At 63.8% G+C, this 21771-nt stretch carries 22 protein-coding genes; 5 read left to right on the forward strand and 17 right to left on the reverse strand.

Going from position 1 to position 21771, the window contains the following annotated elements:
* Positions 1-2: 2 nt before the first annotated feature.
* The 8 genes from CIT39_RS17380 to CIT39_RS17415 form a co-directional block, all read right to left on the reverse strand.
* On the reverse strand, positions 3-551 hold the full coding sequence (locus tag CIT39_RS17380) for a TRAP transporter small permease (RefSeq protein WP_181955171.1): 549 nt from the start codon (positions 549-551) through the stop codon (positions 3-5).
* 205 nt (positions 552-756) lie between these two features.
* The gene (locus CIT39_RS17385; RefSeq protein WP_094973901.1) at positions 757-1554 is read right to left on the reverse strand and encodes an MBL fold metallo-hydrolase; all 798 of its coding nucleotides are present in this window, start codon (positions 1552-1554) and stop codon (positions 757-759) included.
* Positions 1555-1567: 13 nt separating this feature from the next.
* Positions 1568-2344 carry a TatD family hydrolase gene (locus tag CIT39_RS17390; protein WP_094973902.1) on the reverse strand — a complete coding sequence of 259 codons (777 nt, stop codon included), beginning with the start codon at positions 2342-2344 and terminating at the stop codon, positions 1568-1570.
* A gap of 183 nt (positions 2345-2527) precedes the next feature.
* On the reverse strand, positions 2528-4384 hold the full coding sequence (locus tag CIT39_RS17395; protein ID WP_244607601.1) for a hybrid sensor histidine kinase/response regulator: 1857 nt from the start codon (positions 4382-4384) through the stop codon (positions 2528-2530).
* A gap of 413 nt (positions 4385-4797) precedes the next feature.
* Entirely contained in the window at positions 4798-6786 is a 1989-nt protein-coding gene (gene metG / locus CIT39_RS17400; protein ID WP_094973904.1) for a methionine--tRNA ligase, read from the reverse strand.
* 111 nt (positions 6787-6897) lie between these two features.
* On the reverse strand, positions 6898-7944 hold the full coding sequence (locus CIT39_RS17405) for a DNA polymerase III subunit delta' (protein ID WP_094973905.1): 1047 nt from the start codon (positions 7942-7944) through the stop codon (positions 6898-6900).
* The gene (gene tmk / locus CIT39_RS17410; protein ID WP_094973906.1) at positions 7941-8627 is read right to left on the reverse strand and encodes a dTMP kinase; all 687 of its coding nucleotides are present in this window, start codon (positions 8625-8627) and stop codon (positions 7941-7943) included. The genes CIT39_RS17405 and tmk overlap by 4 nt, the downstream gene beginning before the upstream one ends.
* Positions 8628-8629: 2 nt before the next feature.
* A complete protein-coding gene (locus CIT39_RS17415; RefSeq protein ID WP_162308547.1) occupies positions 8630-9892 on the reverse strand; it encodes a D-alanyl-D-alanine carboxypeptidase family protein in 1263 nt (420 codons plus the stop codon).
* A 151-nt stretch (positions 9893-10043) separates the two neighbouring features.
* Between CIT39_RS17415 and CIT39_RS17420 the strand changes: the two genes are divergently transcribed.
* The gene (locus CIT39_RS17420; protein WP_094973908.1) at positions 10044-10997 is read left to right on the forward strand and encodes an alpha/beta fold hydrolase; all 954 of its coding nucleotides are present in this window, start codon (positions 10044-10046) and stop codon (positions 10995-10997) included.
* Here CIT39_RS17420 and CIT39_RS17425 read toward each other — a convergent pair.
* A complete protein-coding gene (locus CIT39_RS17425; protein WP_094973909.1) occupies positions 10994-11920 on the reverse strand; it encodes a septal ring lytic transglycosylase RlpA family protein in 927 nt (308 codons plus the stop codon). The genes CIT39_RS17420 and CIT39_RS17425 overlap by 4 nt on opposite strands.
* Positions 11921-12706: 786 nt before the next feature.
* Between CIT39_RS17425 and CIT39_RS17430 the strand changes: the two genes are divergently transcribed.
* Entirely contained in the window at positions 12707-12835 is a 129-nt protein-coding gene (locus CIT39_RS17430) for a hypothetical protein (RefSeq protein WP_256471477.1), read from the forward strand.
* Between the two features lie 17 nt (positions 12836-12852).
* Here CIT39_RS17430 and CIT39_RS17435 read toward each other — a convergent pair whose 3' ends face one another.
* Positions 12853-13143, reverse strand: a complete 291-nt coding sequence (locus CIT39_RS17435) for a hypothetical protein (RefSeq protein ID WP_094973910.1) — start codon at positions 13141-13143, stop codon at positions 12853-12855.
* Positions 13144-13304: 161 nt separating this feature from the next.
* Here CIT39_RS17435 and CIT39_RS17440 point away from each other — a divergent pair, with 161 nt between their 5' ends.
* Entirely contained in the window at positions 13305-13895 is a 591-nt protein-coding gene (locus CIT39_RS17440) for a TIGR00645 family protein (RefSeq protein WP_094973911.1), read from the forward strand.
* Positions 13896-13911: 16 nt separating this feature from the next.
* Here CIT39_RS17440 and CIT39_RS17445 read toward each other — a convergent pair whose 3' ends face one another.
* Entirely contained in the window at positions 13912-14232 is a 321-nt protein-coding gene (locus CIT39_RS17445) for a DUF1476 domain-containing protein (protein ID WP_162848656.1), read from the reverse strand.
* A 252-nt stretch (positions 14233-14484) separates the two neighbouring features.
* On the opposite strand from CIT39_RS17445, the gene CIT39_RS17450 reads away from it, so the two are divergent.
* Entirely contained in the window at positions 14485-14709 is a 225-nt protein-coding gene (locus CIT39_RS17450; protein WP_094973913.1) for a hypothetical protein, read from the forward strand.
* Positions 14710-14767: 58 nt separating this feature from the next.
* Here the strand turns inward: CIT39_RS17450 and CIT39_RS17455 are convergent, their stop codons facing one another.
* The 4 genes from CIT39_RS17455 to CIT39_RS17470 all read right to left on the reverse strand — a co-directional run bounded on the left by CIT39_RS17455 (position 14768) and on the right by CIT39_RS17470 (position 18275).
* Positions 14768-14959, reverse strand: coding sequence for a hypothetical protein (locus CIT39_RS17455; protein WP_094973914.1), 192 nt, complete (start codon positions 14957-14959; stop codon positions 14768-14770).
* Positions 14960-15109: 150 nt separating this feature from the next.
* Entirely contained in the window at positions 15110-15775 is a 666-nt protein-coding gene (locus CIT39_RS17460) for an endonuclease/exonuclease/phosphatase family protein (protein WP_094973915.1), read from the reverse strand.
* Positions 15775-17808 (reverse strand): VTT domain-containing protein, encoded by a 2034-nt coding sequence (locus CIT39_RS17465; RefSeq protein WP_094973916.1) that lies wholly within the window; start codon positions 17806-17808, stop codon positions 15775-15777. Before CIT39_RS17465 ends, CIT39_RS17460 begins: the two co-directional genes overlap by 1 nt.
* Positions 17809-17978: 170 nt before the next feature.
* The gene (locus CIT39_RS17470) at positions 17979-18275 is read right to left on the reverse strand and encodes a hypothetical protein (protein WP_094973917.1); all 297 of its coding nucleotides are present in this window, start codon (positions 18273-18275) and stop codon (positions 17979-17981) included.
* Here CIT39_RS17470 and CIT39_RS17475 point away from each other — a divergent pair.
* The gene (locus tag CIT39_RS17475) at positions 18259-19044 is read left to right on the forward strand and encodes a sll1863 family stress response protein (protein ID WP_334272973.1); all 786 of its coding nucleotides are present in this window, start codon (positions 18259-18261) and stop codon (positions 19042-19044) included. The genes CIT39_RS17470 and CIT39_RS17475 overlap by 17 nt on opposite strands.
* 172 nt (positions 19045-19216) lie before the next feature.
* Here CIT39_RS17475 and CIT39_RS17480 read toward each other — a convergent pair whose 3' ends face one another.
* Both CIT39_RS17480 and CIT39_RS17485 read right to left on the reverse strand, forming a co-directional pair.
* Positions 19217-19960, reverse strand: coding sequence for a DUF7168 domain-containing protein (locus tag CIT39_RS17480; RefSeq protein WP_094973918.1), 744 nt, complete (start codon positions 19958-19960; stop codon positions 19217-19219).
* Between the two features lie 467 nt (positions 19961-20427).
* Positions 20428-21771, reverse strand: coding sequence for an HlyD family type I secretion periplasmic adaptor subunit (locus CIT39_RS17485; RefSeq protein WP_094973919.1), 1344 nt, complete (start codon positions 21769-21771; stop codon positions 20428-20430).

Consider the following 21771-nt stretch of genomic DNA (forward strand, 5'->3'; position numbering starts at 1 on the left):
GGTCAACCTCCGCCGCCCTGCGAAATGCGCTCGACGAACTCTTCCGGGGTCTCGTCCGGTGAGCCCTTTTCGTAGGTCGGCCGCTTGCCGCCGACGACCCCGACCATTTCATCGATGAGGGCGATCGACAGAATCGCAAGACCACCGGCGAAGCCGAGCTGCGGGATCCAGAGCGGAAGCGGGACGACGCCCTGCGCCACATCGTTGAAGCGCCAGGAATCGTAGGTCATCTGCACCGCGTAGCGGGTGAAATAGAGGATGAAGGCGGTGGCAATACCGAGCGCCACGATCTCCGCGATCTGCTTGGTTCGCCCGTGCAGACGCTCCAGCAGCAGGCCGACGCGGATCATCTCTCCGCGCTTGAAGGTGTGTGCAAGGCCGAGGAAAGCCATCGCGGCCATGCACCAGGACGCGAAATCGTCGCCGGCGGGAATGTTGATCGCAAATTGGCGTCCGACCGACATCGCCATCATGATTGCAAAGATCGCAACCATGAAGACCCCGGCGGCGTAGCCTGCCCCGAGATAAAGCAGATCCAGCGCGCGGCGCAGCGGTCCCCCCGTCGTTACGTCGTCCCCTGCCACGCAATCCCCATCCTCATACGAGGCGATCAGCCGACCCGGCGATCAATATCGCTCGTCACCGATCCTGCCTACCGCCCTTGCCTAACGCCTGTCTTTCAGACGTTAGATCAACATGATGCACCCGATGCAAGCAAGGACTATGCCTGCCGGCGGCGGAATTTCTACCGCAGGTTCAGTGCGTCTCCAGCCGCAGCCCGTCAAAAGCGGGCACGACGCCTGCGGGCAGCGATTGCCGGATGACCTCGTAATCGACGTCGGCCGTCATGTTGGTGATGACCGCGCGCTTCGGCTTGAACCGCTCGATCCAGGACAGCGCGTCGTTGATGCTGAAATGGCTGACATGGTTGGTGTAGCGCAGGCCGTCGACGATCCAGAGATCGAGGTTTTCCAGCGCACCCCAGCTCTCGCGCGGGATGTCGTTGAGATCGGGTGTGTAGGCCGCATCCCCGATGCGGTAGCCGAGCGCGGGGATGTTGCCGTGCTGCACCAGAAAGGCCGTCATCGTGACGGCGCCGCCTTTCCCCAGAACGGTCTGGCTTTCGCCCGCCTCGATCGAATGCCGGGTCAGGATCGGCGGATAGTCGCTGCCCTCCGGCGAGATGAAGCAATAGGAGAACCGCGACAGGATGTCCTTGGCCGTCGACTGGTTGAAATAGGTCGGGATACGACGGCGCATGTGCATCACGACCGAACGCAGATCATCCATGCCGTGGGTCTGGTCGGCGTGCTCATGGGTCAGAAACACCGCGTCGATGTGATCGACATTGGTCGCGAGCAATTGCTCGCGCAGGTCCGGCGAGGTGTCGATCACGATGCGCGTGGTGCCGTGCTCGGAGATCCGTTCGACCAGCAGCGAGCAGCGGCGACGGCGGTTCTTGGGATTGCTGGGATCGCAGGCACCCCAGCCCAGTGCCGGGCGCGGCACACCGGCGGAAGAGCCGCAGCCCAGGATCGTCAGCGTCAGCGTCATGCGGCTCCCAGTCCTATGCCTTCACCTTGGAAAACAGGCGAAAGAAGTTTTCGCTGGTCTGGCGCGAGATCTCGTCAAACGATACGCCGCGCGTCTCGGCCAGCACTTTCGCCACCTCGACCACATAAGCGGGCTCGTTGCGTTTACCCCGGAATTTGCCGGGCGCAAGATAAGGCGAGTCCGTTTCGACCAGGATGCGATCGGATGGAAGTTCGGCCGCCAGCGCCCGCAAGGTCTCCGATTTCTTGAAGGTCAGGATGCCCGTGAAGCCGATATAGAGGCCCAGCGACACCGCCTTCAGCGCCAATTCGCGCCCGCCCGTATAACAATGCAGCACGGCGCGAAACGATCCCTTGGCCGCCTCCTCTTCCAGGATGCGCGCGCAGTCCGCGTCGGCTTCGCGGGTGTGGATCACCAACGGCAGGCCGGTGGCGCGCGCGGCTGCAATGTGGGCGCGAAAGCCCCTCGCCTGCGCCTCCGGCGAGCCGTCGTCGTAGAAATAATCGAGCCCGGCTTCGCCGAGCGCGACGACCTTGGGGTGCTCCGTGAACGCAACCAGCTCGTCCGGCGAAATGCCGTCCTCCTCATCCGCATTGTGCGGATGAGTGCCGACCGAGCAGTAGACGTCGTCGTAGCGCTCAGCGATGGCCAGAATCTGATCGAGCTTTCGCACCCGAGTCGAGATCGTGACCATGCGGCCGATGCCGGCCGCGCGCGCTCGCGACACAATTCCGTCGAGATCTTCCGCAAAGTCGGGGAAATCCAAATGGCAGTGGCTGTCGACAAGCATTATCGAGCGTCGCTTTCCAAACCAGAGGTCGGCCGTCCGCGGTCCCGACCTTCGACGGTGCTGGATGGCTGTCGACGGGGGCCTCAGCTCACAGGTAGGGGTAGTGTGAGGGGACGTCAACCGGACCGCCGATCTCGCGCCCCGGCCGGTTCCTGCGCGGCCAAGCGCCGTCGGCGGTCAGGATCAGAGGTCCAGCACCTCGCGCACCTTCTGCGCCAGCTTGTCGCTCCTGTAGGGTTTTTGCAGCAGATGCACCCCGGCATCGAGCCGACCATGATGGACGATCGAGTTCTCGGTATAGCCCGAGGTGAACAGAACCCGAATGCCTGGGACGCTCTGTCCGATCCGCTCCGCGAGTTCACGTCCGGTCATGCCGCCAGGCATCACGACGTCCGTGAACAACAGATCGGGCGCTCCGGAACGCGAAACTTCCAGGAGCGCGGACGGTCCGTCGCCGGCCTCCGTCACCCGATAACCCAGGCGGCGCAATTGCTGGACGGCAAACATCCGCACATGAGGATCGTCCTCGACGACAAGGATGGATTCAGCGCCGGTCGCGGCGGGTTCCGGAGCCTGTGAAGACGGGACAGCGGTCGTCGTGCCGGCTTCGGCACGCGGCAAATAGATCTTGATGCACGTGCCGTGCCCGACTTCGCTGTAGACCTGGATGTGCCCGCCGGTCTGCTTGACGAAGCCGTAGACCATGCTGAGTCCGAGTCCCGTCCCCTTGCCGACCGGCTTGGTCGTGAAGAACGGCTCGAAGATGCGGTCACGCATTTCCGGGGCGATGCCGCTGCCCGTGTCGGACAAGGCCATCATGACGTACTGCCCTGGATTGACCTCCAAGTTGTGCGCGGCATAATCGTCCGAGAGATCGACGTTGGCCGTCTCGATCGTCAGCTTGCCACCCTGCGGCATCGCATCGCGCGCATTGAGGACGATATTGAGAATGGCAGTCTCGGTTTGGCGGATATCGGCGGTCACGCTCCACAACGGCTTCGCAAGTCGAAGTTCGACTTCGACATTCTCGCCGATGGTACGCCGCAGCAGCGCGTTCATGTGCGTCACGACCTCATTCAGCTCGAACGTGCTGGGCTCGAGCGCCTGGCGGCGCGCGTAGGCGAGCATGAGTTGCGTCAGGCTCGCGCCGCGCTCGGCGGCGGCGATGATCGGCTCGACCAGCTTACGAAGATCGTCGCTCTTGATCTCATCCTTGAGGACCTCTGCGTTGCCGAGGACGACAGTCAGCAAATTGTTAAAGTCATGGGCGATGCCGCCAGTCAACTGGCCGATCGCTTCCATCTTCTGCGCCTGTGCGAGTTGCGCTTCGATCCGCTTGCGGTCCGTGATGTCTTCCGTCAGGAAGGCGACGCCGCCGATGTTGCCGAGCGCATCGAACCAGGGGCGTACCTCCCAGCGCAGCCATTGCAGCCGTCCGTCGGATCTCGTGAACGAATCCTCGTCGGCATGAAGTGTCTCGCCCGCAAGGGCGCGGCGGTGAATCGCGCGCCAGCGTTCCGGAATTTCGGGAAAGACTTCATAATGTGACAGCCCGCGCAGATCGCGTCCAATGAGACCGTAGTCGACCAGCCAGCGGTCGCTGTAGACGATGTAACGCAGCTCATTATCGAGCATCGCGATCGCGGCGGGCGAGTATTTGATGAAATATCTCAGGCGCTCCTCGCTCTCGCGCAAGGCTTCCGCTGCTCCTTGCTGGAGCGCTTCGAGGGTTCTGCGGCTGGAAACGTCCCTCACTGCAGCGATCGCGGCATGCCGGTCGGCTACGATGATCGGACTGATGCTGATCTCGGCCGGGAATTCCGTCGTGTCCTTACGACGCCCAGACAGCAGCAATCCACCACCCATCATTCGGGAGGTCGGCTTCCGGAAATAGGCTTTGATCTGATTGGAGTGTTCGCCGCGAAATCGTTCGGGGATCAGCACCTCGATCGAGCTGCCGACAAGCTCGTCGGGCGCGTATCCGAAAATGTCGGTGACACGATCACTGGCGAATTCGATCACGCCAGCCGCGCTGATCATGATAACGGCGTCCGGACTGGCCGCCAGGACTCCTCTGAACCTCGCTTCGCTTGCGCGCAAATCGGCCGCTGTGCGGTCTCGATGAGCGGGTCCCTGCCCCGATCTCAGGTTACGCAGTCGCTGCCGAAGTCCGGCTCTGAGCGACCTCCCAGGCTTTTTTGGCGACTCGCCTTCGTCCTTGATATCCGGTGGACTCAATTCTCACCTATCCTGCCTAGGTGCGAAAAGCAGAGTCCGGCGCTCAAGTTGCATTGATCTGGATCAATGACACGGGCCGAATCGCGGGCGCGGCGTCCGTCGCGCGGCTAGGTGCCCATCTGAATACCTGTCAGCAAGAGGCTGCGCAGGTCCCGGCGTCCCACGCAAGCCCTTCGGGGCAAGCGTAAGGCCGGGACCCGGGCGCCGGGTCGTGTTTAAGCCGCGGGCTCGATGTAGCGCGGGAATGCCGGCGTCGGCGCCGGCAGCGTCGAGCCCGGCGCGATCCGCTTGTCCCCACCGAGCATCGCGAAAGTGCGCTCGGTCTCGGGAATACCGAGGCTGTCGAGCAGCAATCCCGAGGCGGTCGGCATCGCGGGCTGCGCCAGGATCGCGATCTGGCGCACGACTTCGGCGGTGACGTAGAGCACCGTCTTCTGCCTGACAGGATCGGTCTTGGCGAGCGCCCACGGCGCCTCGCCCGCGAAATAGCGGTTGGCCTCCGCGACCACGGCCCACACGGCGTTGAGCCAGTGATGGATCTGTTGCGTCGCCATGGCCGCGCGGGACGCGGCGACCATGCCGTCGGCCATCGCCAAAATCGCCTTGTCGTTGTCGCTGAACTCGCCGGGCTCGGGCAGCACGCCGCTGAGCTGTTTTGCGATCATCGACAGCGAACGCTGCGCGAGGTTGCCTAGATCGTTGGCGAGGTCGGCGTTGATGCGCGCCACGATGGCCTCGTGGTTGTAATTGCCGTCCTGTCCGAACGGCACCTCGCGCAGGAAGAAATAGCGCACCTGGTCGACGCCGTACTGGTCGGCGAGGTTGAAGGGATCGACGACGTTGCCGACCGACTTCGACATCTTCTCGCCCCGGCTGAACAGGAAGCCGTGAGCATAGACCCGCTTCGGCAGCGGAATCCCGGCCGACAGCAGGAATGCCGGCCAGTACACCGCGTGGAAACGGATGATGTCCTTGCCGATGATGTGCACATCGGCCGGCCAATAGCGCCAGTTCTTGTCGTTCTCGTCGGGAAAGCCGACGCCGGTGATGTAGTTGGTCAGCGCGTCGACCCAGACATACATCACGTGCTCTTCGTCGCCGGGGACCTTGACGCCCCAATCGAATGTGGTGCGCGAGATCGAGAGATCACGCAGGCCGCCTTTGACGAAGCTCACCACCTCGTTCTTGCGGGAATCCGGCCCGATGAAGTCGGGCTGGTCCGCGTAAAGTTTCAACAGCTTGTCCTGGTAGGCCGACAGGCGGAAGAAATAGCTCTTCTCCTCGACCCATTCGACCGGCGTGCCCTGCGGGCCGAGCCGGACGCCGTCATCGTTCAAGCGCGTCTCGTCCTCGGCGTAATAGGCCTCGTCCCGCACGGAATACCAGCCGGCATAGACGTCGGCATAGATGTCGCCGTTCGCCTCCATGCGCCGCCAGATCTCCTGGCTGGAGCGATGATGCTGCTCCTCGGTGGTGCGAATGAAACGGTCGAACGAGACGTTCAGACGCTCGTCCATCTGCTTGAAGCGACCAGCATTGCGGGTTGCGAGGTCGGCTGCAGACATGCCCTCGCCGGCCGCCGTCTGCACCATCTTCTGACCGTGCTCGTCGGTGCCGGTCAGGAAGAACACGTCCTTGCCGTCGAGCCGCGCAAAGCGCGCCAGCACGTCGGTCGCGATCGCCTCATAGGCGTGGCCGATATGCGGGACGCCGTTGGGATAGGCGATGGCGGTCGTGATGTAGAAGACGTTGTCGCGCGCGGGTGCGGCAACGGGTGCGCGGACTTGCAGAGCTGCGACAGGCTTCGGCGCAGGCTGCACCTTAGGCTTCGACACTTTGGGCTTAACAGCCTCCCGCGGGGCAGCGACAGGGGTCGGCGTGGCGATCACCGCAGCCGCAGTCACCTTGGCCTTCCTGGCCACTTTCTTCGCAGGAGCTTTGGCCGGCTTCTTGACCGCTTTCTTCACCGTCTTCCTGGCGACGGCCGGCTTCTTGGCGGCCTGCTTGCTGGCCTTCTTTACCGTCTTCGCGGCGCTCTTCTTCACGCTCTTCCTGGCGGCAGCCTTCTTCGCCTTCGCGGCCTTCTTGCCCGTCTTGGCAGCTTTGCGCGCAAGCGCTTTCACAGCCTTCCTCGCGGCTTTCTTGACGGCTTTCTTCGCAGCCTTCTTCTTGCCCTTGGCGGTTTTCTTAGCTCGCGTTGCCACGACGAATTCCTTTTGTCGGCATCTCAAAAATCGGGAAACGAACCTGCGTCAGGTCGTTGTCTTGCGCATGATCGTTTCGGAAAACCGCTCCGCACTTTCCCGGCTCATGCTTCAGCGCGTCGCGTCCGCCAGCCAGCCGAACACCGAGAAAACCAAGGGCTTGCGCTCCAGATTGTAGGTTTCGGTGTCGCGCGCGGCGCGGACGATCTTTTCCCATACCTCGGCTAGGCGCGCAAGGCGCGGCAGGTTCTGGTTGGCATTGGCATCGTCCGCATGCAGGCGCTCCGCGATCCAGCGGTCGATGCCGTCGATGAAGGCGCCGAGCGCGACGCGGTCGTTGGTGGGAAGCGAATCGCCGAGCGTGTGCAGTTCGCGCGGATCGACCTGCGGCAGTCGCGCCAACATCGCCGCCGTGCGCTGCTGCAGCTTCAGAGCATCGCCGCCGAGCAGCGTCAGCGCCCGTGCAACGCTGCCCTCGGAGGCCTCTGCGGCCTCACGCAGCGCAGGATCGTTCGGATCGAGCTCGGCTGCGGCCGCCGCCGCCCCGATCACGTCATTCGTGGCGAGCGATCGCAGGCGCAGCTTGCGGCAGCGCGACTGGATCGTGGCGAGTACGCGCGCGGGGGCGTGGCTCACCAGAAGGAACAGCGATTGCTGCGGCGGCTCCTCGAGAATCTTCAGAAGCGCGTTGGCCGCGTTCGGATTGAGTTCGTCGACGGTGTCGACGATGCAGACGCGCCAGCCTTCGGCCGCGGCAGTCGAGCCGAAGAAGCCGATGGTCTCGCGCGTCTCGTCCACGGTGATCACGGTGCGCATCACGCCGCGATCGTTGGCGGTACGCTCCAGCGTCAACAGGCCGCCATGCGAGCCGGCCGCCACCTGCCGCGCCACGGCGTCCTCAGGATCGATCGCGAGGTCTTCGGCGCGCTGCACGGCGGGCGCCAGCGGCTGGCTGTGGGCGAGCACGAAGCGCGCCATGCGATAGGCCAGCGTCGCTTTGCCGATGCCCTGCGGACCGCCGATCAGCCAGGCGTGCGGAATCCGCCCGCTGCGATAGGCCGCCAGCAGCGCGGTCTCGGCCTCGCGATGGCCGAACAGCTTCGATGTCTCGCGCGGATGCGGAATGGCGCTTTCACGTTCGGTCTGACGCGGGCTCATGCGGAGACCACCGAGGCTGGTGTGGGAAGGAGACGGTCACGCAGCACCGTCCAGACCCGGCCTGCGACCGTGTCAGGGTCGGAATTGGCGTCGATCAGCACGCAGCGCGCGGGATCGTCCGCGGCAATCTTGCGATAGGCCTCGCGCAAGCCCTGGTGAAAACCGAGCTTCTCGCCCTCGAACCGGTCGGGCGTGGCGCTGCCGCGGCGCGCGGCGGCGCGCTGCAGGCCGATCTCGACCGGCAAATCGAGGACGATGGTGAGGTCCGGCTTGAGATCGCCGATCGTGACCCGCTGCATCGCGTTGATCAGGCTCTCAGGCACTTGGCCGAGGCTGCCCTGGTAGGCCCGTGTCGAGTCGGCGAAGCGGTCGCACAGCACCCAGGTGCCCTGGTTGAGCGCGGGCAGGATCACGGTGCGGACATGGTCGTCGCGCGCGGCGGCAAACAGCAGCGTCTCCGCCTCGGGGCCGAGCAGCCTGCCCATGCCCGACAGCACCAGATGACGCATGATCTCGGCGCCCGGCGAGCCGCCCGGCTCCCGCGTGACGCGGATCCGCAGCTTTGCCGCCTTGAGGCGGTCGGCGAGCTTCTTGATCTGGGTCGACTTGCCCGTGCCCTCGCCGCCTTCAAAGGTTATGAAGCGTCCGCGTCCGGACGGCCGCTGTCCCGCGCGCTCACTCATGATCAGAGCTTCTCGGCGCCTGCGCGGAACATGCCGATCACGAGCTCGCTGGCGCCGTCGATCGCGCGTCGCACGGTTGAGCCGGTGCCGATGGCTTCGGCCGCATAGACCGGCGTCTCCACCGCGATGTTGCCGCTGCGCCAGACCCGGACCACGCCGACCTGCTGGCCGGCCTCGACCGGCGCCCGCACCGGGCCGCTATAGACGATACGCGCAATCAGCTTGTCGCTGCCGTTCTTGTGCACCATCACCTTCACCGGGGTCTTGGCGACGAGCTTAACCGAGCGGCTCTCGCCGCCGAACACCTTGGCGTAGCCGACGGGCTGCTCGGCCGCGATCAGCGTGCGGGTCTCGAAGTTGCGAAAACCCCATTCCAGCATCTTTTTGGCTTCGGTGGCGCGATCCTCGTGGTCTTCCAGACCATTGACGACCACGATCAGCCGCGTGCCGTTCTGCACGGCCGAGCCGACCATGCCGTAGCCGCCTTCCTTGGTGTAGCCGGTCTTCAGCCCGTCTGCGCCTTCCATCGAATTGAGCAATGGATTGCGATTGAATTGGCGGATCTTGTTCCAAGTGTACTCCTTCTCGCCGAATAGTTTGTAGAACTCCGGAAAGTCCAGGATGATGTGCCGGGCGAGCACGCCGAGCTCGCGCACCGTCATCTTGTTGCCGGGGTCGGGCAGCCCATTGGAGTTGCCGAAAGTCGACTTGGTCATGCCGAGCTCGCGGGCGCGCTTGGTCATGAAGTCGGATGCGAAGATTTTCTCGTTGCCGGCCATGGCTTCGGCGAGCGCGATGCAGGCGTCGTTGCCGCTCTGGATGATCGCGCCGTGCAGGAGGTCGTCGACCGAGACCTTGCTGTTGATGGCCGCGAACATGGTCGAGCCGCCCGAGGGCGCCCCGCCCCTGCGCCAGGCGTTCTCGCTGATCCGGTATTCGTCGGTCAGCTTGATGTCGCCCTTCTTGATGGCATTGAAGACGACCTCGGCCGTCATCAGCTTCATCATGCTGGAGGGCGCGCGCAGCTCGTCGGCGTTCTTCTCGAACAGCACGCTGCCGCTGGAGGCCTCGATCAGGATCGCGGTCGGAGCATCGCCGTCGAAGCCGGCATCCTCCGTCTTCTTGGCACCCTGGACGCTCTGGTTGGCCGCATAGAGAGCCCCGCCCCAGCCGATCCCCGCCGCCACAGCGGCGGCGACAATCCCGCGCGCCATCGCTCCGGCGGTGAACCGGGTCCGACGGAACGAAAAAAGACGAAATGCCATGGCCAAGCCCTGAGAGCGGCGTTCTAACAGTTGGAACCGGTGCGAACAACACAGGGCTGACGCCTGCCGTGAGATTGCACGATTCTCGCTGCGCCCCTATCGTGGTGTCTTATGTTTCTCGACCAAACCCCTGAAACAAGGCGGAAAAGCGATGTCTTCCACCCGCGTGATCAAGGCCAACGGCATCGATCTCTTCATCCGCGAAGCCGGCCGGGGTCCGCTGGTGGTGCTGTGCCATGGCTGGCCGGAGCTGTCCTATTCCTGGCGCCACCAGATCCCCGCGCTGGCCGAAGCCGGGTTTCATGTCGTCGCCCCCGACATGCGCGGCTATGGCCAGAGCTCGGCGCCGCCGGACGCCGCGGCATACTCGATCTTCGATACGGTCGGCGACGTCGTCGGCCTCGTGCGGGCGCTCGGTGAGACCAAGGCGATGGTGGTCGGCCATGATTGGGGCGCGCCGGTCGCCTGGCACGCGGCGCTGTTCCGGCCCGACATCTTCACGGCGGTGGCAGGCCTGAGCGTTCCGCCGCCGTTCCGCGGCCGCGGCAAGCCGCTCGACCTCTTGCGCCAGGGCGGCGTCACCAATTTCTACTGGCAGTACTTCCAGGCGCCCGGCGTCGCCGAGGCCGAGCTGGAACGCGACGTCGACCGCACCATGCGCATCGTGCTTGGGGGGCGCGGCCTCGCCGATCCCAGCGCCGCCATGTTCGTGCAGGAGGGCAAAGGCTTCCTCGGCCACGCCACCACCGATGAGCCGCTGCCCGACTGGCTCGGCGAAGTTGACCTCGCCTATTTCACCGAAAGCTTCCGCAAGTCCGGCTTTCGCGGCGGGCTGAACTGGTACCGCAACCTCGACCGCAATTGGGAGCTGACGGCGCCCTGGCAGGATGCGCAGATCCGTCAGCCCTCGCTGTTCATCGCCGGCTCCAAGGACGCCGTCATTACCGGCTTGATTGGCGCCAAGCGCGTCAACGAGCTCGAGCGCGTGCTGCCCAACCTGAAGCGAAAGCTGATCATCGAGGGCGCCGGCCACTGGGTCCAGCAGGAACGGCCCGACGAGGTGAATGCGGCGCTGGTGAAATTCTTGAAGGAGAGTGCGGCCTAATAGAGCCCGCGGCCGCTCAGGATGCTGCGGGCCTCGGCAGCGCCGTCGGCCGACACGGGAGCGCTCTCCGCGGCGTAGCGGCGGTCTTCCTCATAGGACACGGCGCGGGCGTTGTGGACCGCCCGGCCCCGGCTGCGGCTCGAGGCCGACATTTCCGAGGTCGCATTGAGCGAAGCCATGTCGGCGGAAGTCGTGCCGAGATTATACGGCCGTCCCTCCGGCATCGGCACGTCGCCGCGAATGGCACCGCGGCTCGATCCCGGCAATTCCGGCACGAACGGCTTCGCCGAGGCGACCCGGACCATCGAGGGCGACGGCGCCGGAACGCCGGTGCGCAGGGTCGCCAGGAGCTGGCGGTCGTCGGAGCCTTCGAGCGGCGCCCGGCCGACATATTCGACGCGCACCCTGGCGACGCCATTGCCTTTGAATTCAAGCAGTTCGGCGGCCTTGTTCGAGACATCGATGAGGCGATTGCCGTGATAGGGGCCGCGGTCGTTGACGCGCACGATCAGCGACTTGCCGTTCGAGATATTGGTCACCCGCGCATAGGACGGCATCGGCAGGGTCGGATGCGCCGCGGTCAGCGAGGTCATGTCGAACACTTCGCCATTGGCGGTCAGGCGGCCGTGGAAGTCGTCGCCGTACCACGACGCCATGCCCTCGGCGCGGTAATTGACGTCCTCCTCCGGAACGTAAGTCTTGCCCCCCACGACGTAGGGCTTGCCGACGCGGTAGGTGCCGCCGCCCTTCGGGACCGGCTCCCCGAAAGCCACGACCCGGGGGCTCGAGGACACGCCGTATTTCGGATCGACGCGGCTGGCGAACTTGTTGGACGAGGCGCAATTGGCCAGCGCAAGGCAGGTTGCGACCGCCGCAACACCACGTGCGGCCCGCAAAACCGAATCTGACCGTCGGATCCCCATTCGCCCCAAATACCACTTTGCCGGAGGCGTACCCAACCCGCTTTGGCGACGGGGAGCGCTGTCCGGTCCTTTGATCCGAGGCGGCCCACCACCGCATCGGAAGCGGTAACGATAACGCAACCCGAACACGGCGGAAATGGGGAGCGCGCAGCGATCCCGCCGGGATGGTAAACGAGACGTTCGCATTTTTCCGTTGTTCTACGGAGCGATGGCGCCTGCTCTGTGCCACGGCTGGACATTCTGTTGCGCCAAATCCTCACTCCACCCCCATTGTCGCCGGCTTCACTGGAATTCTTTTGACTGTGCAAGGCCGTCCGCGTTCTCTCGGATGCAAGGGCGGGATTTGGAATTTAACGATGATCGAGACGGTTTCGGCACTGATGGGTTTGGTAAGCGTGGGAATCTTTTTGGCCCATGCGTTTGAAGGCTACCGCACGAGGGCCTGAGGGCACTCGCGCGAGAGGCAAGCATCACCTCTTTCAAGACCGCGCGTTCGGACAATTTTGATCGATCCGACCGGGTATCAAAGACGAGAGCGGCAGGTGTCCCATGCGCAACCATGACCTGGTATCTGACGGCTTCCTGGCATTGACCGCCAGCGGTTTGGTCCTGCTCTGCTCGAGCCTCGTGGCGCTGGCGTTCGCCTGAGCGCCGCTTCATCCTCCCCGGCACGGCTCCACCGCGGCGCAGCATGCGCCGATGTCGCGCTCCCATTCTGTTGATCGAATTTCCGCGTTCGGTGCCTCGACTCATGTCCAGAGGCCATCACCAACTGGGGTGACGCACATGCTTGCCGAGAAATTCTTTCTGGTCCTGGAATCTCTGATCCGCGGCGACCGCACCTATCCGGACGGAAGCCCCCGGATCATCAGCATTTCCCCGCACGTGCCGGTCAGGCTGCCGGCGCAGAAATAGCCGGCGTCACGCGCCACTCAGCGCAGGCCCAGCAGGGAGCGGCGATAGAGGCCGTCGCGGGCTTCGTTCAGGCAGACGAAGCTGCCGTCGAAGCCTTGGCCATATCGCTTCTGCCCCTTGCGGTAGTAGATGCCTTTGCGGAAATCGAGCCAGACCACCTTGTCGTGCGGGCAATGACGCTGCGCCTGTGTCTCGTAGCGAAACGGCGTCAGCGGTGTCGCCGAGACTTCCGCGGAGCCGACGCCGACCACGATCAGGCCGGCGAGCGCGATCTCGCCGGACCATCTGCCAAAGCCGCTCCTCGTCATTCCCCGCCTTCCGATCCCGGCCGTCGCGCGATGGGCCGTCCGGTACGCTAGCACGAAATGGCGTGCGCCGACGAAAGCGAGACGCGCGCTGCGTCTTCCGCCGGCCATGTTGTCGGGCTAGAGGAAAGCGAGATCGCTTCGTTTGCGAGGATGCGGCCTGAATGTCGGTTGAGCCTTCACCCCAATCCGAACCTCGTGCCGAACCCCGCGCGCCCCTGCCGCGCCTGGGCCTGCTGCCGATGATCATCTTCGGCTCGCGCTGGCTGCAACTGCCGCTCTATCTCGGACTGATCGTGGCGCAATGCGTCTACATCGTGCTGTTCCTCAAGGAGCTCTGGCACCTCTCCTGGCACGCGATCGACCTTACCGAGCAGCAGATCATGATGAGCGTGCTCGCGCTGATCGACGTCGTGATGATCTCCAATCTGCTCGTGATGGTGATCGTCGGCGGCTACGAGACATTCGTCTCGCGGCTCGACCTGCAGGGCCATCCCGACGAGCCGGAATGGCTCGGCCACGTCAACGCGAGCGTGCTCAAGATCAAGCTCGCCATGGCCATCATCGGCATCTCCTCGATCGCGCTGCTGCGCACCTTCATCGAGGCCGGCAATCTCGGCTTGGACCGCGCCGGCTACACCGAGACCGGCGTGATGTGGCAGGTGCTGATCCACCTCACCTTCGTCGTCTCGGCGATCGGCATTGCCTACGTCGACAAGCTCGGCGATTCCGGCGGGCGCAAGCATGCGGGGTGAGGCACCAACGTCGGCCCTATTGCTTGTCCCCTTCGAGCTGCGCCAGCGCCTGGTGCAGGCATTCCTGAAGCTTGGCCGCGACCTGCTCACGCGCGATGCCCTTGGCGGCGAGATCGCCTGACACCTTGTCCAGCACCTCGTCCATCGTCGGGCTCTCCAGATGGTCCGTCACCAGCGCGGTTGCGTAGCTTGCCGCGGCATCGCCGCCGAGCCCGAGCTGGCCTGCGGCCCAGAGCCCGAGCAGCTTGTTGGACCGGGCGGCAGCCTTGAACATGAATTCCTCGTCGTGGGCGAATTTGGCCTCGAAGCCCTGCTCGCGCTTGTCGAACGTGGTCATGGTCAGCTCCATTGTGGTTTCGCTGATGGATCGGACTTGCTGGGAGCGAACGTCTCCGTGCTTCGCGCCGGTTGGGATCGGTTGAAGCTTCCGGCGGAAGCCAAACGCCGTCAAGCCTGCCGATGCGCCTGCGCCGGTGCGTGCAGAGCCGCGCCAGCCCGGCGCCAGCCAGCGCGGCTAGGTAGAGGCTGTTTACCAATTGTTAAGCAGACTCAGCGCCGCATGGTTTTGGGGCATACCGGGAGCTGACGCATGAACAGAGAGCTGCGGGAGTTTCGACGGCTTGAACGGGTCTGCCTGGAGCAGGCCGCTCTATCCACCATGGACCTCGCGCGAGGCGGACTGCTCAAGGTCGCCGAAGATTGCCGCATCGCAGCCGAAGCCATTGAGGCGCAAACGCCCCGCCGCGCGTTCACAGGGGCCGTCCAGGCTCTGATGCTGGTTTGGAGCGCGACACGCATGCAGAACCGGCATTAGCCGGCGGCATCGTTCGAAAACATCGCTTCGGAAGATTGCCGGCAGGACCCGGGCTGGATCAGGCCTTTTCCCCCGCGGATTCACGCGCCAGCCGCTCGGCCCTCAGCCGCTCCTTGTTGGCGTAAAACGCCTTCTGCGCCTCTTCATGGTCGCGCATGGCTTTTTCCGCCTCGATCCGGCGTGTCGCATCGCGCGCCTGGCGCTGCTCGGGGGTCAGGGGTTTGCGTCGGTACGAAAGGTCTTCAGTCATGCGAAGACAACGCAGATGCGGCGGAAAGGTTCCACAAGGCGGACCCAGCCGCCCTGCCCGAAGGCCGCTCCACCAAAATATCGAAAAACAACCCCATGCACAGTAGCGAAGCTGTTGTAAAACAAAGCGTTTTTGTAAGCCCTCAAGGCCCTAAAACTCAATCTCCGCGATCACGGGCAAATGGTCCGAGAATGCTCTCGCCTCGTCGTCGGTCCACACTTTCCCGAAGCGGCCGTCGGGCGTCGCGTAGATCCGATCGAGTCGTAGAACGGGCAAGCGCGCCGGGAAGGTGCGCACGCGGGTTCGGTTCGGGCAGACCTGCGCGAGCACGCGCCGCACGGATTTGACCCAGAGCCAGTCGTTGAAATCGCCGAGGACGATGGTCCTTGTCGGCTTGACCAGCCTGACCAGGGCCTGAGCCTGCGCATAACGCTCGTGGACGCTCAGGCCGAGATGCGTAGCGACCACGCGCACGTCGCCAACCGGTGTCAGCAGGCTCGTGGCAATGGCTCTGCGCGGCTCGCGCTCGCGGTAAGAGACGTCGACAATCTCGGGCACTGCGGAGAGCGGAAAGCGGCTCAGGAGCATCTGCCCGTAGTCGCCATCCGCGGTGACAATCGACTTGGCGTGAACGCGGTGATCGCCGACGACACTTGCCAGCTTCGCAAACGGATCGTCAGTCCTCGATCGCGAATCCACCTCCTGAAGCGCGACGACATCAGGGGCCCATTTGCTCAGGATGGAGCAGACCCCCTCCAGGTCGAACTTCGGATTGAGATTGAAGGTGCCATGCACGTTCCAGGTCATGAAGCGCATCAGCGCCTCCCGGCGAGCCAGGTCGCGACGAACTGCGCCCCCACGCAGATGCCGAGCCAGCCCAGGAACGCCAGCGCAAACAGCAAGATGTTGCTCCAGGATGCATTCGTGGCCAACTCCGCGATCTGGGCTCCGACAACCGCCATGGCAAGAATACCAGGCGTCATGCCGAGCGCGGTCCCGATCAGGAAGTCACTGAGAGGCAGCGTGCTCGCGCCAGCCACGACATTCACCACAGAGAACGGTGCGATGGGAATCATCCGGATGACGACGACGGCCAGAACACCCTTGCCGACGGCACGGTCCTGGATCCGCGCGGCACGCCGCCCGAGCAATCGCTGGAGACGCTGCCGTCCGAGGGCCCGTCCGATCGCGAAAAGGATGAAGGCGCTGAGCAGCACGCCGGCGGTCGCCGTGACGAAACCCAGCCATGGCCCAAGCGCGGCGGCAGTTGCTGCAATCAGCACGAGCACCGGAAACAGCACAAGCCCGCCGACGACAAAAGCCGCGATCGCGAGTGGCGGCCCCCAGATGGACTGGGAATAGGCGGACAGCAAGGTCGAGATGCGACCCGTGTCGGCGAAGCCGCTCAACGACGTGTACGACCAGGCCATCGCCAGGCCGAAGAGTGCGGCCGCGATCGATACGATCCCGATGACGGTCTTCGTGCTCCACATGCGAGATGCCGCCCTCTCGAGATGAAGAGGCCGCTCAGGGTCAGCCACCGGTTGAACCATTGTGGCCAGCGTGCTGGTCAGGACGGAAGCCTCCAGCTCCCGCAGCGTCTTCGCGCGATCAGCTCTCGACATTTCGTCCAGGAGGGCTGGGAGACGATCGTCGTTTTGCGTCACGGTCTGTTCGTCGAGCCCGCAGAAATGGGCGATCAGGCGACGGCGAACCGAGGCGATGAACTTGCGATGCTCGTCGGATGCGGCTTCAAAGATCAGGTCGCATTCGCTGTCGGCGCCCATCGACCGGTTGTTCAGATTGGCCGAACCGATCCTCAGGATCCGATCGTCGACGATCATGAGCTTGCTGTGCACCATCACGGCCGCTTCCTTGTCACCGTCGCGTGAGACCGGGTAGACGAAGCGAATACGGTCAGCGACTCCCGCCTCATCGAAGCAGCCGATGAAGGCCCCGCGGCCGTTCTGCATGGCCTGGGATTCAAGCCATGAGGAATGCAATTTGGGAGCAACGACCATAACCTGAAGCGAAGGCACGCGCTGCATCTGCTGCGCCAGCTCATGCGCGATTTTGATGGCGCTGGTGAACTGGTTCTCGATGTAAACGAAGCTCGTCGCGGACCGGATCGCCGCAATCATGGAGCGTTCGACCTCCCTGATGGTCGAGCCGCCAGGGCAAACCACCTCGGTCCTGGCGATGCCCACGGGGATATGCTCGGACTCGACCGGTGCATTCGACGGCCAGCGCATGCTGCTCAGCGCGCGCCGGTCATCCGTCTGTTGGCCCGCCGCACGCCAGCGCTCCTCCGCAAGCTCGAACAGCGAGGCGGCGGCATCGCCGTCGACCAGGCATTGAACATCGTGAAACGGCGGGTATGGCTTGCCCCCGGGATCGCGGCGCGAGTCGTGATCGGCGCGATGCTCACTCGTGTCCCAGCGCCTGATCGTGAGATCCAGCCCGCCGACGAATGCCAGCGAACCGTCGATGCAGACGATCTTCTGGTGCTGGGCCGAACCGAACGGAAGCGTGGAATCCAGTTCAAATCGGACGCGGCCGTCGGTGTCGGCGGTGAATTTGGCCGCTGAATTCCACTCCCTTTCGGCGGCGTAGAACGAGACGAAGTCCCAGACGAGAATGTTGATCCGCAAGGCCGGCCGGCGCTGCACGAGTGCGCGCAGGAATGGGCCGAGCTGTTCCGGCAAGCCGTCCCCTGCCCGCCCGGACGCTCCGGCGAGCCTGGTCTCGCTATGAATATCCCACCCGACGATGTAGACGAGATCTTGCGCTTCGAGCAGCGCCTCGCGCAGGGCCGCGAAATAATCGGCAGCATCGTTCAAAACCGCCATGCGCCGCGCCTTGCAGCGCCGCCAGACGGTGTCGCCGGGTATCAGGGTCGATGAACTCTGAAGCAGGTGGACCTCGCAATCGCATTCGCGGCTAAACGCGCCGACCGCTCAACGGGTTCCACGCCGCGACGAGGCGATGGAGTTAAAGCGAGTGCCGGAGCCAACAGACGTTACTTGGTTCGGACAGTCTTTGCTCCGGCGCCCTTCAAGGCATCTGCAATCTTCTCGGGAGCATCGCCGTGAAAATCCACGGAGACCTCGATCACGCCCTCCAGCTTCTCCCGCCCTTCCGGCGCGGGCGCAGCCTTGACGTCGCTACCTGCCGCACGCGTGCCCGCCGTGTTCGCACGGCCCGCTGGCTGGACAAAGACGTCGCTTCGCGGCACGCCGCATTCCTGCACGACATGCTCAACCGCAAGCTCGGCATTGCGGCGCGTGTCGAATTCACCAATGATCGTACTTTCCAAGAGCGCTCTCCGTGGCTGGACGAGAGTGCGAACAACAAGCCGGAAACGGCCGAGTTCCAGTCGATGGCCAACCATCGGAGACGACGAAGTCATTGAGACAGGTCAATACGACCCAGCCAAAGCTCTGGGATCCTCTTCACGCAAGCAGATGGAGACCGCCATGTCACAACAGAGCAGCATGCATTTTTACCTCAACTGGGCCAAGGAGCGGATCGACGAAATGGATGCCGCGTTGGCCTCGTTCGAAGTCAAGGCCGGCCAGGCCAAGGCCGAGTCCAAGGTCAAGACCGATCGGCTCCTGTCCGATCTGACGACGCGCCGCGACGCGTTTCAGGCGATGCTCAAGACCCAGGCGGAAGCAGGTGAAGCCGCCTGGACCGAGGCGAAGGCCGATCTGGAAAAGCAATGGGCCGGATTCGAGGCCCAGGTGAAGACCTACTTCGAAGGCGCCGGCAAACAGTTCGAGCAGCAACAGGCCACCTTCAAGGACGTTGCAGCAGCCCAGGCCAAGGCCTGGCGCGAAGCGGCGGACAAATTCCGCGACGCCGCGGGCAAAGTGGCCTCAGCCCGCACCGTCGATGTCGATGCCGCGCTCAAGCAAATGAAATCCGATGCGTCCGAAGCCGAAGCGCGTCTGCAGAAGCTGAAGCAGGCCGGCAGCGAATCCTGGTCGGTTCTGAGCGCCGCGCTCGCGGAATCCCGGAAGGCGTTCGATCAGGCGAACCAGGCCGCGTGGGACGCGTTGAAGGGCGCTGGTCCGAAGAGCTGAAATATACTGCATTCAAAAGAGACGGGGGTGCAGGAGCGCGCGTGGCGGCGGCTGGGAGCCAAGCGCAGTTCACGCCCCCTCCTCTCACCGGCCAACACGCAGACGGCTGCTGATCGACCGGAATGACACCGCCATGCTCTCAGTTCCAGCCGAAGCCGCGCCGCTCACGCGGTCAGTTACCCTTGGGAGTCGTCCCTGACCGCGAGCCGCCAAGGCCCGGATTGATCGCCAGCGACGCTCCCGCAGCGCCGCCGGCTTCATAGGCCGTCATCGACACCATCCGTCCGCCGCTGCGCTGATTCCTGAGATTGAGGGCGAGCTTGTCGAATTCAGCGTCGACCACCGAGGTCTTGAGGACCACCAGCCCGCGGCCGGTGCCTTCGTTGACCTGATCGCGGCCGGCCTTGATCGCCACCAGCCGGTCCGCGATGGAGGCCACCATTCCGAGCGCGAAGGAGGCATTGGCGAGATGCCGCTGCTGGTGCCGGAACCTGCTGTAGTCGACCGAGGTCTTGAAGCGACCGAGCTCGGCGCGCACGGCGCCATCGATCAATTCGGCCAGGTAATGCGCGACCTCGACATCCGCGCCGAGACCGAAGAACACATAGATGTTTTCGCCGCCTGCGTCCTTCTCGCGCCAGACCCGACAATCGCAGAAATGAGCGATCGCCCCGATGCAGTCGTCCAGCGGAATTCGCTTCTTGCGATAGGTCTCATAGACCCTCCGTTCGCACAGCGAGGCGCGCAGCTCGACGTCGGAGAGCGATAGATCGTGGCGATCGAGCAGCTCGGCGACCTTGGCGGCGGCGGACAGCGCCTCGTCCTCGGTGCAGCCATTGGCGATCGTCTTCGCGCGCAACGCCTGAATGCGGAGCTTGAGCTTGTCGAGCGCGGCTGGATTTGAGGTTTGGTTCACTGGTCACCTGCCCGGGGAAAGCCCGACCGGCAGCCCCCGGACGGATCAACTGGCGGAAGGGGTGTCCTGTCAACGCCCTTGATGTTGTGATCCTTTTCACCGTCTTCTGCGGATAATCTACGGTCCACACTACGGAGAACTGGTCCCCCTGCAGCCGTAGCTTAGGTAACCCGATCCTCCCGGATCCAGCCAAGCCGTGGAATGTGCCATTCGAGGTAAGCCTTCATCCGCGCAATCGACTTGAACTCGCTGCACTAACTGGCCGCGCGCCTTGGGCGACCCTGGGTGCATCCTTCGCGCCTCGTTCAACGATCCCGCGGATAGGGTCGACATGCTTGGACGCGAGGCATCCCAGCGGGCTTGAAAAAAGAAATAAGCGTTACCCGCGCGAAGGTTCGCCTAGGTAGTTTTCCGATTTAGATGCCGTTCCGGTGCGCTCGCTCCCGTTCCTCGTTCCCGCCCAAACATCAGCGCTCCCGGAAAGCGCGATTCATCTGGTCAGTGAAGGGCTTCACCAAATAGGAGGCCGCCGTCCTTTCCTGGGTCGAAACAAACACCTCTGCCGGCATGCCCGGAACCAGCTTAAGACCATGAAGTTTGGCAATCGCATCCTCGGTGGGGAGCAGATTGACGAATGCAATGTAGTATTCCTGCCCATTTGTGGGATCGCGCGCCGAAGCGGGAGAAAGCATCACGACAGATCCCTTCATCTCCGGCGTTGTGTTGCGGTTGAACGCACTGAGGCGAATGCGGGCGGACTGCCCTTCCCTCACCTGGTCAATGTCGGCCGGTGATATCCTGATCTCGAATTTGAGTTCTGCATTCTGGGGGACGATTGTCGCGATCTTCGCGGCTGGCGTGATAACGCCGCCGACCGTATGAACAAAAAGCTCATTGACGTATCCCGAGACCGGAGACCGGATTTCGGTGCGCGAGAGACGATCCTCGATCGCCAACTTTCGTTCGCTTAGCTCGGAGATGCGGGCGTCTACGGTCCGCAGGTCGCGTTGCGCCTCCGTGCTGGCGTTTTGATCGACAGCGATGATCTGGACCCTGATTTCGCTGGCGCGGACCTTGGCCCGGGCAATACCGGCGGCAATTTCGCCGCGTTCTCCCAGTATTCGCGCCCAGTCGCGATGTGCCGAATAGACCCGGGTATACTCAACGATCTTCTTCTCGAACAGCGCGTCCAGCTTGTCGCGCTCGGCACCAACCAATTTGATCTCGTGTTCTTTGGCAGCAAGCCTCGCTTCCATTCCCCTGATCTCCTCCAGGGTTTGGCTGACGCTGAGCTCGAGCTGCTCCTTCTGGCTATCTCTCCCCAACTTGTTGCCGGCGAACAGTCGGCTTTCACCTTTCATCACCACGTGCGAGGCAGTCGAAATGCGCCCGAGGTCGGCTGGAAACTCGATCGAAGCCAGATTGTCGCGCTCCGCGATCAGACGCGCCTGACGACCCAGGGCTTCGCCCAACTGCGACCTGACGATGAGGAGCTCCGCCTTGATTTGCACGTCGTCCAGCGTCGCCAGGATCTGTCCTTCACGGACGAAATCACCCTGGCGAATCGACAGCGTTTTCACGATGCCACCGTCCCGATGCTGAACCTCCTTCAGGTTTTCGTCGACTTTGACGGTGCCGCCGGCGACGATGGCCCCCTCCAGCTTGGCTATCGCCGCCCATCCGCCACAACCGATCACCAATACAACCACAAGGGCAAGTCCGCCGACGATCCTTGGCCAAAGCCGGAACGATCTCTCGACGCTGCCGGTATTGTGCGGCACAGCAAGTTCTCTCGGGTCGGTATGTTTCAT

Source organism: Bradyrhizobium symbiodeficiens, assembly GCF_002266465.3.
GTDB classification, from domain to species: Bacteria; Pseudomonadota; Alphaproteobacteria; order Rhizobiales; family Xanthobacteraceae; genus Bradyrhizobium; species Bradyrhizobium symbiodeficiens.

Excerpts from the sequence above, each read along its gene's own strand:
- CIT39_RS17395 (WP_244607601.1), bottom strand. The coding sequence starts at position 4,384 with ATGATCAGCGCGGCTGGCGTGATCGAATTCGCCAGTGATCGTGTCACC.
- CIT39_RS17475 (WP_334272973.1), top strand. The coding sequence starts at position 18,259 with ATGATCGTACTTTCCAAGAGCGCTCTCCGTGGCTGGACGAGAGTGCGA.
- CIT39_RS17455 (WP_094973914.1), bottom strand. The coding sequence starts at position 14,959 with ATGACTGAAGACCTTTCGTACCGACGCAAACCCCTGACCCCCGAGCAG.
- CIT39_RS17445 (WP_162848656.1), bottom strand. The coding sequence starts at position 14,232 with ATGACCACGTTCGACAAGCGCGAGCAGGGCTTCGAGGCCAAATTCGCC.
- CIT39_RS17440 (WP_094973911.1), top strand. The coding sequence starts at position 13,305 with ATGTCGGTTGAGCCTTCACCCCAATCCGAACCTCGTGCCGAACCCCGC.
- CIT39_RS17390 (WP_094973902.1), bottom strand. The coding sequence starts at position 2,344 with ATGCTTGTCGACAGCCACTGCCATTTGGATTTCCCCGACTTTGCGGAA.
- CIT39_RS17430 (WP_256471477.1), top strand. The coding sequence starts at position 12,707 with ATGCTTGCCGAGAAATTCTTTCTGGTCCTGGAATCTCTGATCCGCGGC.
- CIT39_RS17405 (WP_094973905.1), bottom strand. The coding sequence starts at position 7,944 with ATGAGCCCGCGTCAGACCGAACGTGAAAGCGCCATTCCGCATCCGCGC.
- CIT39_RS17485 (WP_094973919.1), bottom strand. The coding sequence starts at position 21,771 with ATGAAACATACCGACCCGAGAGAACTTGCTGTGCCGCACAATACCGGC.
- CIT39_RS17435 (WP_094973910.1), bottom strand. The coding sequence starts at position 13,143 with ATGACGAGGAGCGGCTTTGGCAGATGGTCCGGCGAGATCGCGCTCGCC.
- CIT39_RS17385 (WP_094973901.1), bottom strand. The coding sequence starts at position 1,554 with ATGACGCTGACGCTGACGATCCTGGGCTGCGGCTCTTCCGCCGGTGTG.
- CIT39_RS17420 (WP_094973908.1), top strand. The coding sequence starts at position 10,044 with ATGTCTTCCACCCGCGTGATCAAGGCCAACGGCATCGATCTCTTCATC.
- CIT39_RS17450 (WP_094973913.1), top strand. The coding sequence starts at position 14,485 with ATGAACAGAGAGCTGCGGGAGTTTCGACGGCTTGAACGGGTCTGCCTG.
- CIT39_RS17460 (WP_094973915.1), bottom strand. The coding sequence starts at position 15,775 with ATGCGCTTCATGACCTGGAACGTGCATGGCACCTTCAATCTCAATCCG.
- tmk (WP_094973906.1), bottom strand. The coding sequence starts at position 8,627 with ATGAGTGAGCGCGCGGGACAGCGGCCGTCCGGACGCGGACGCTTCATA.
- CIT39_RS17415 (WP_162308547.1), bottom strand. The coding sequence starts at position 9,892 with ATGGCATTTCGTCTTTTTTCGTTCCGTCGGACCCGGTTCACCGCCGGA.
- CIT39_RS17465 (WP_094973916.1), bottom strand. The coding sequence starts at position 17,808 with ATGGCGGTTTTGAACGATGCTGCCGATTATTTCGCGGCCCTGCGCGAG.
- CIT39_RS17425 (WP_094973909.1), bottom strand. The coding sequence starts at position 11,920 with ATGGGGATCCGACGGTCAGATTCGGTTTTGCGGGCCGCACGTGGTGTT.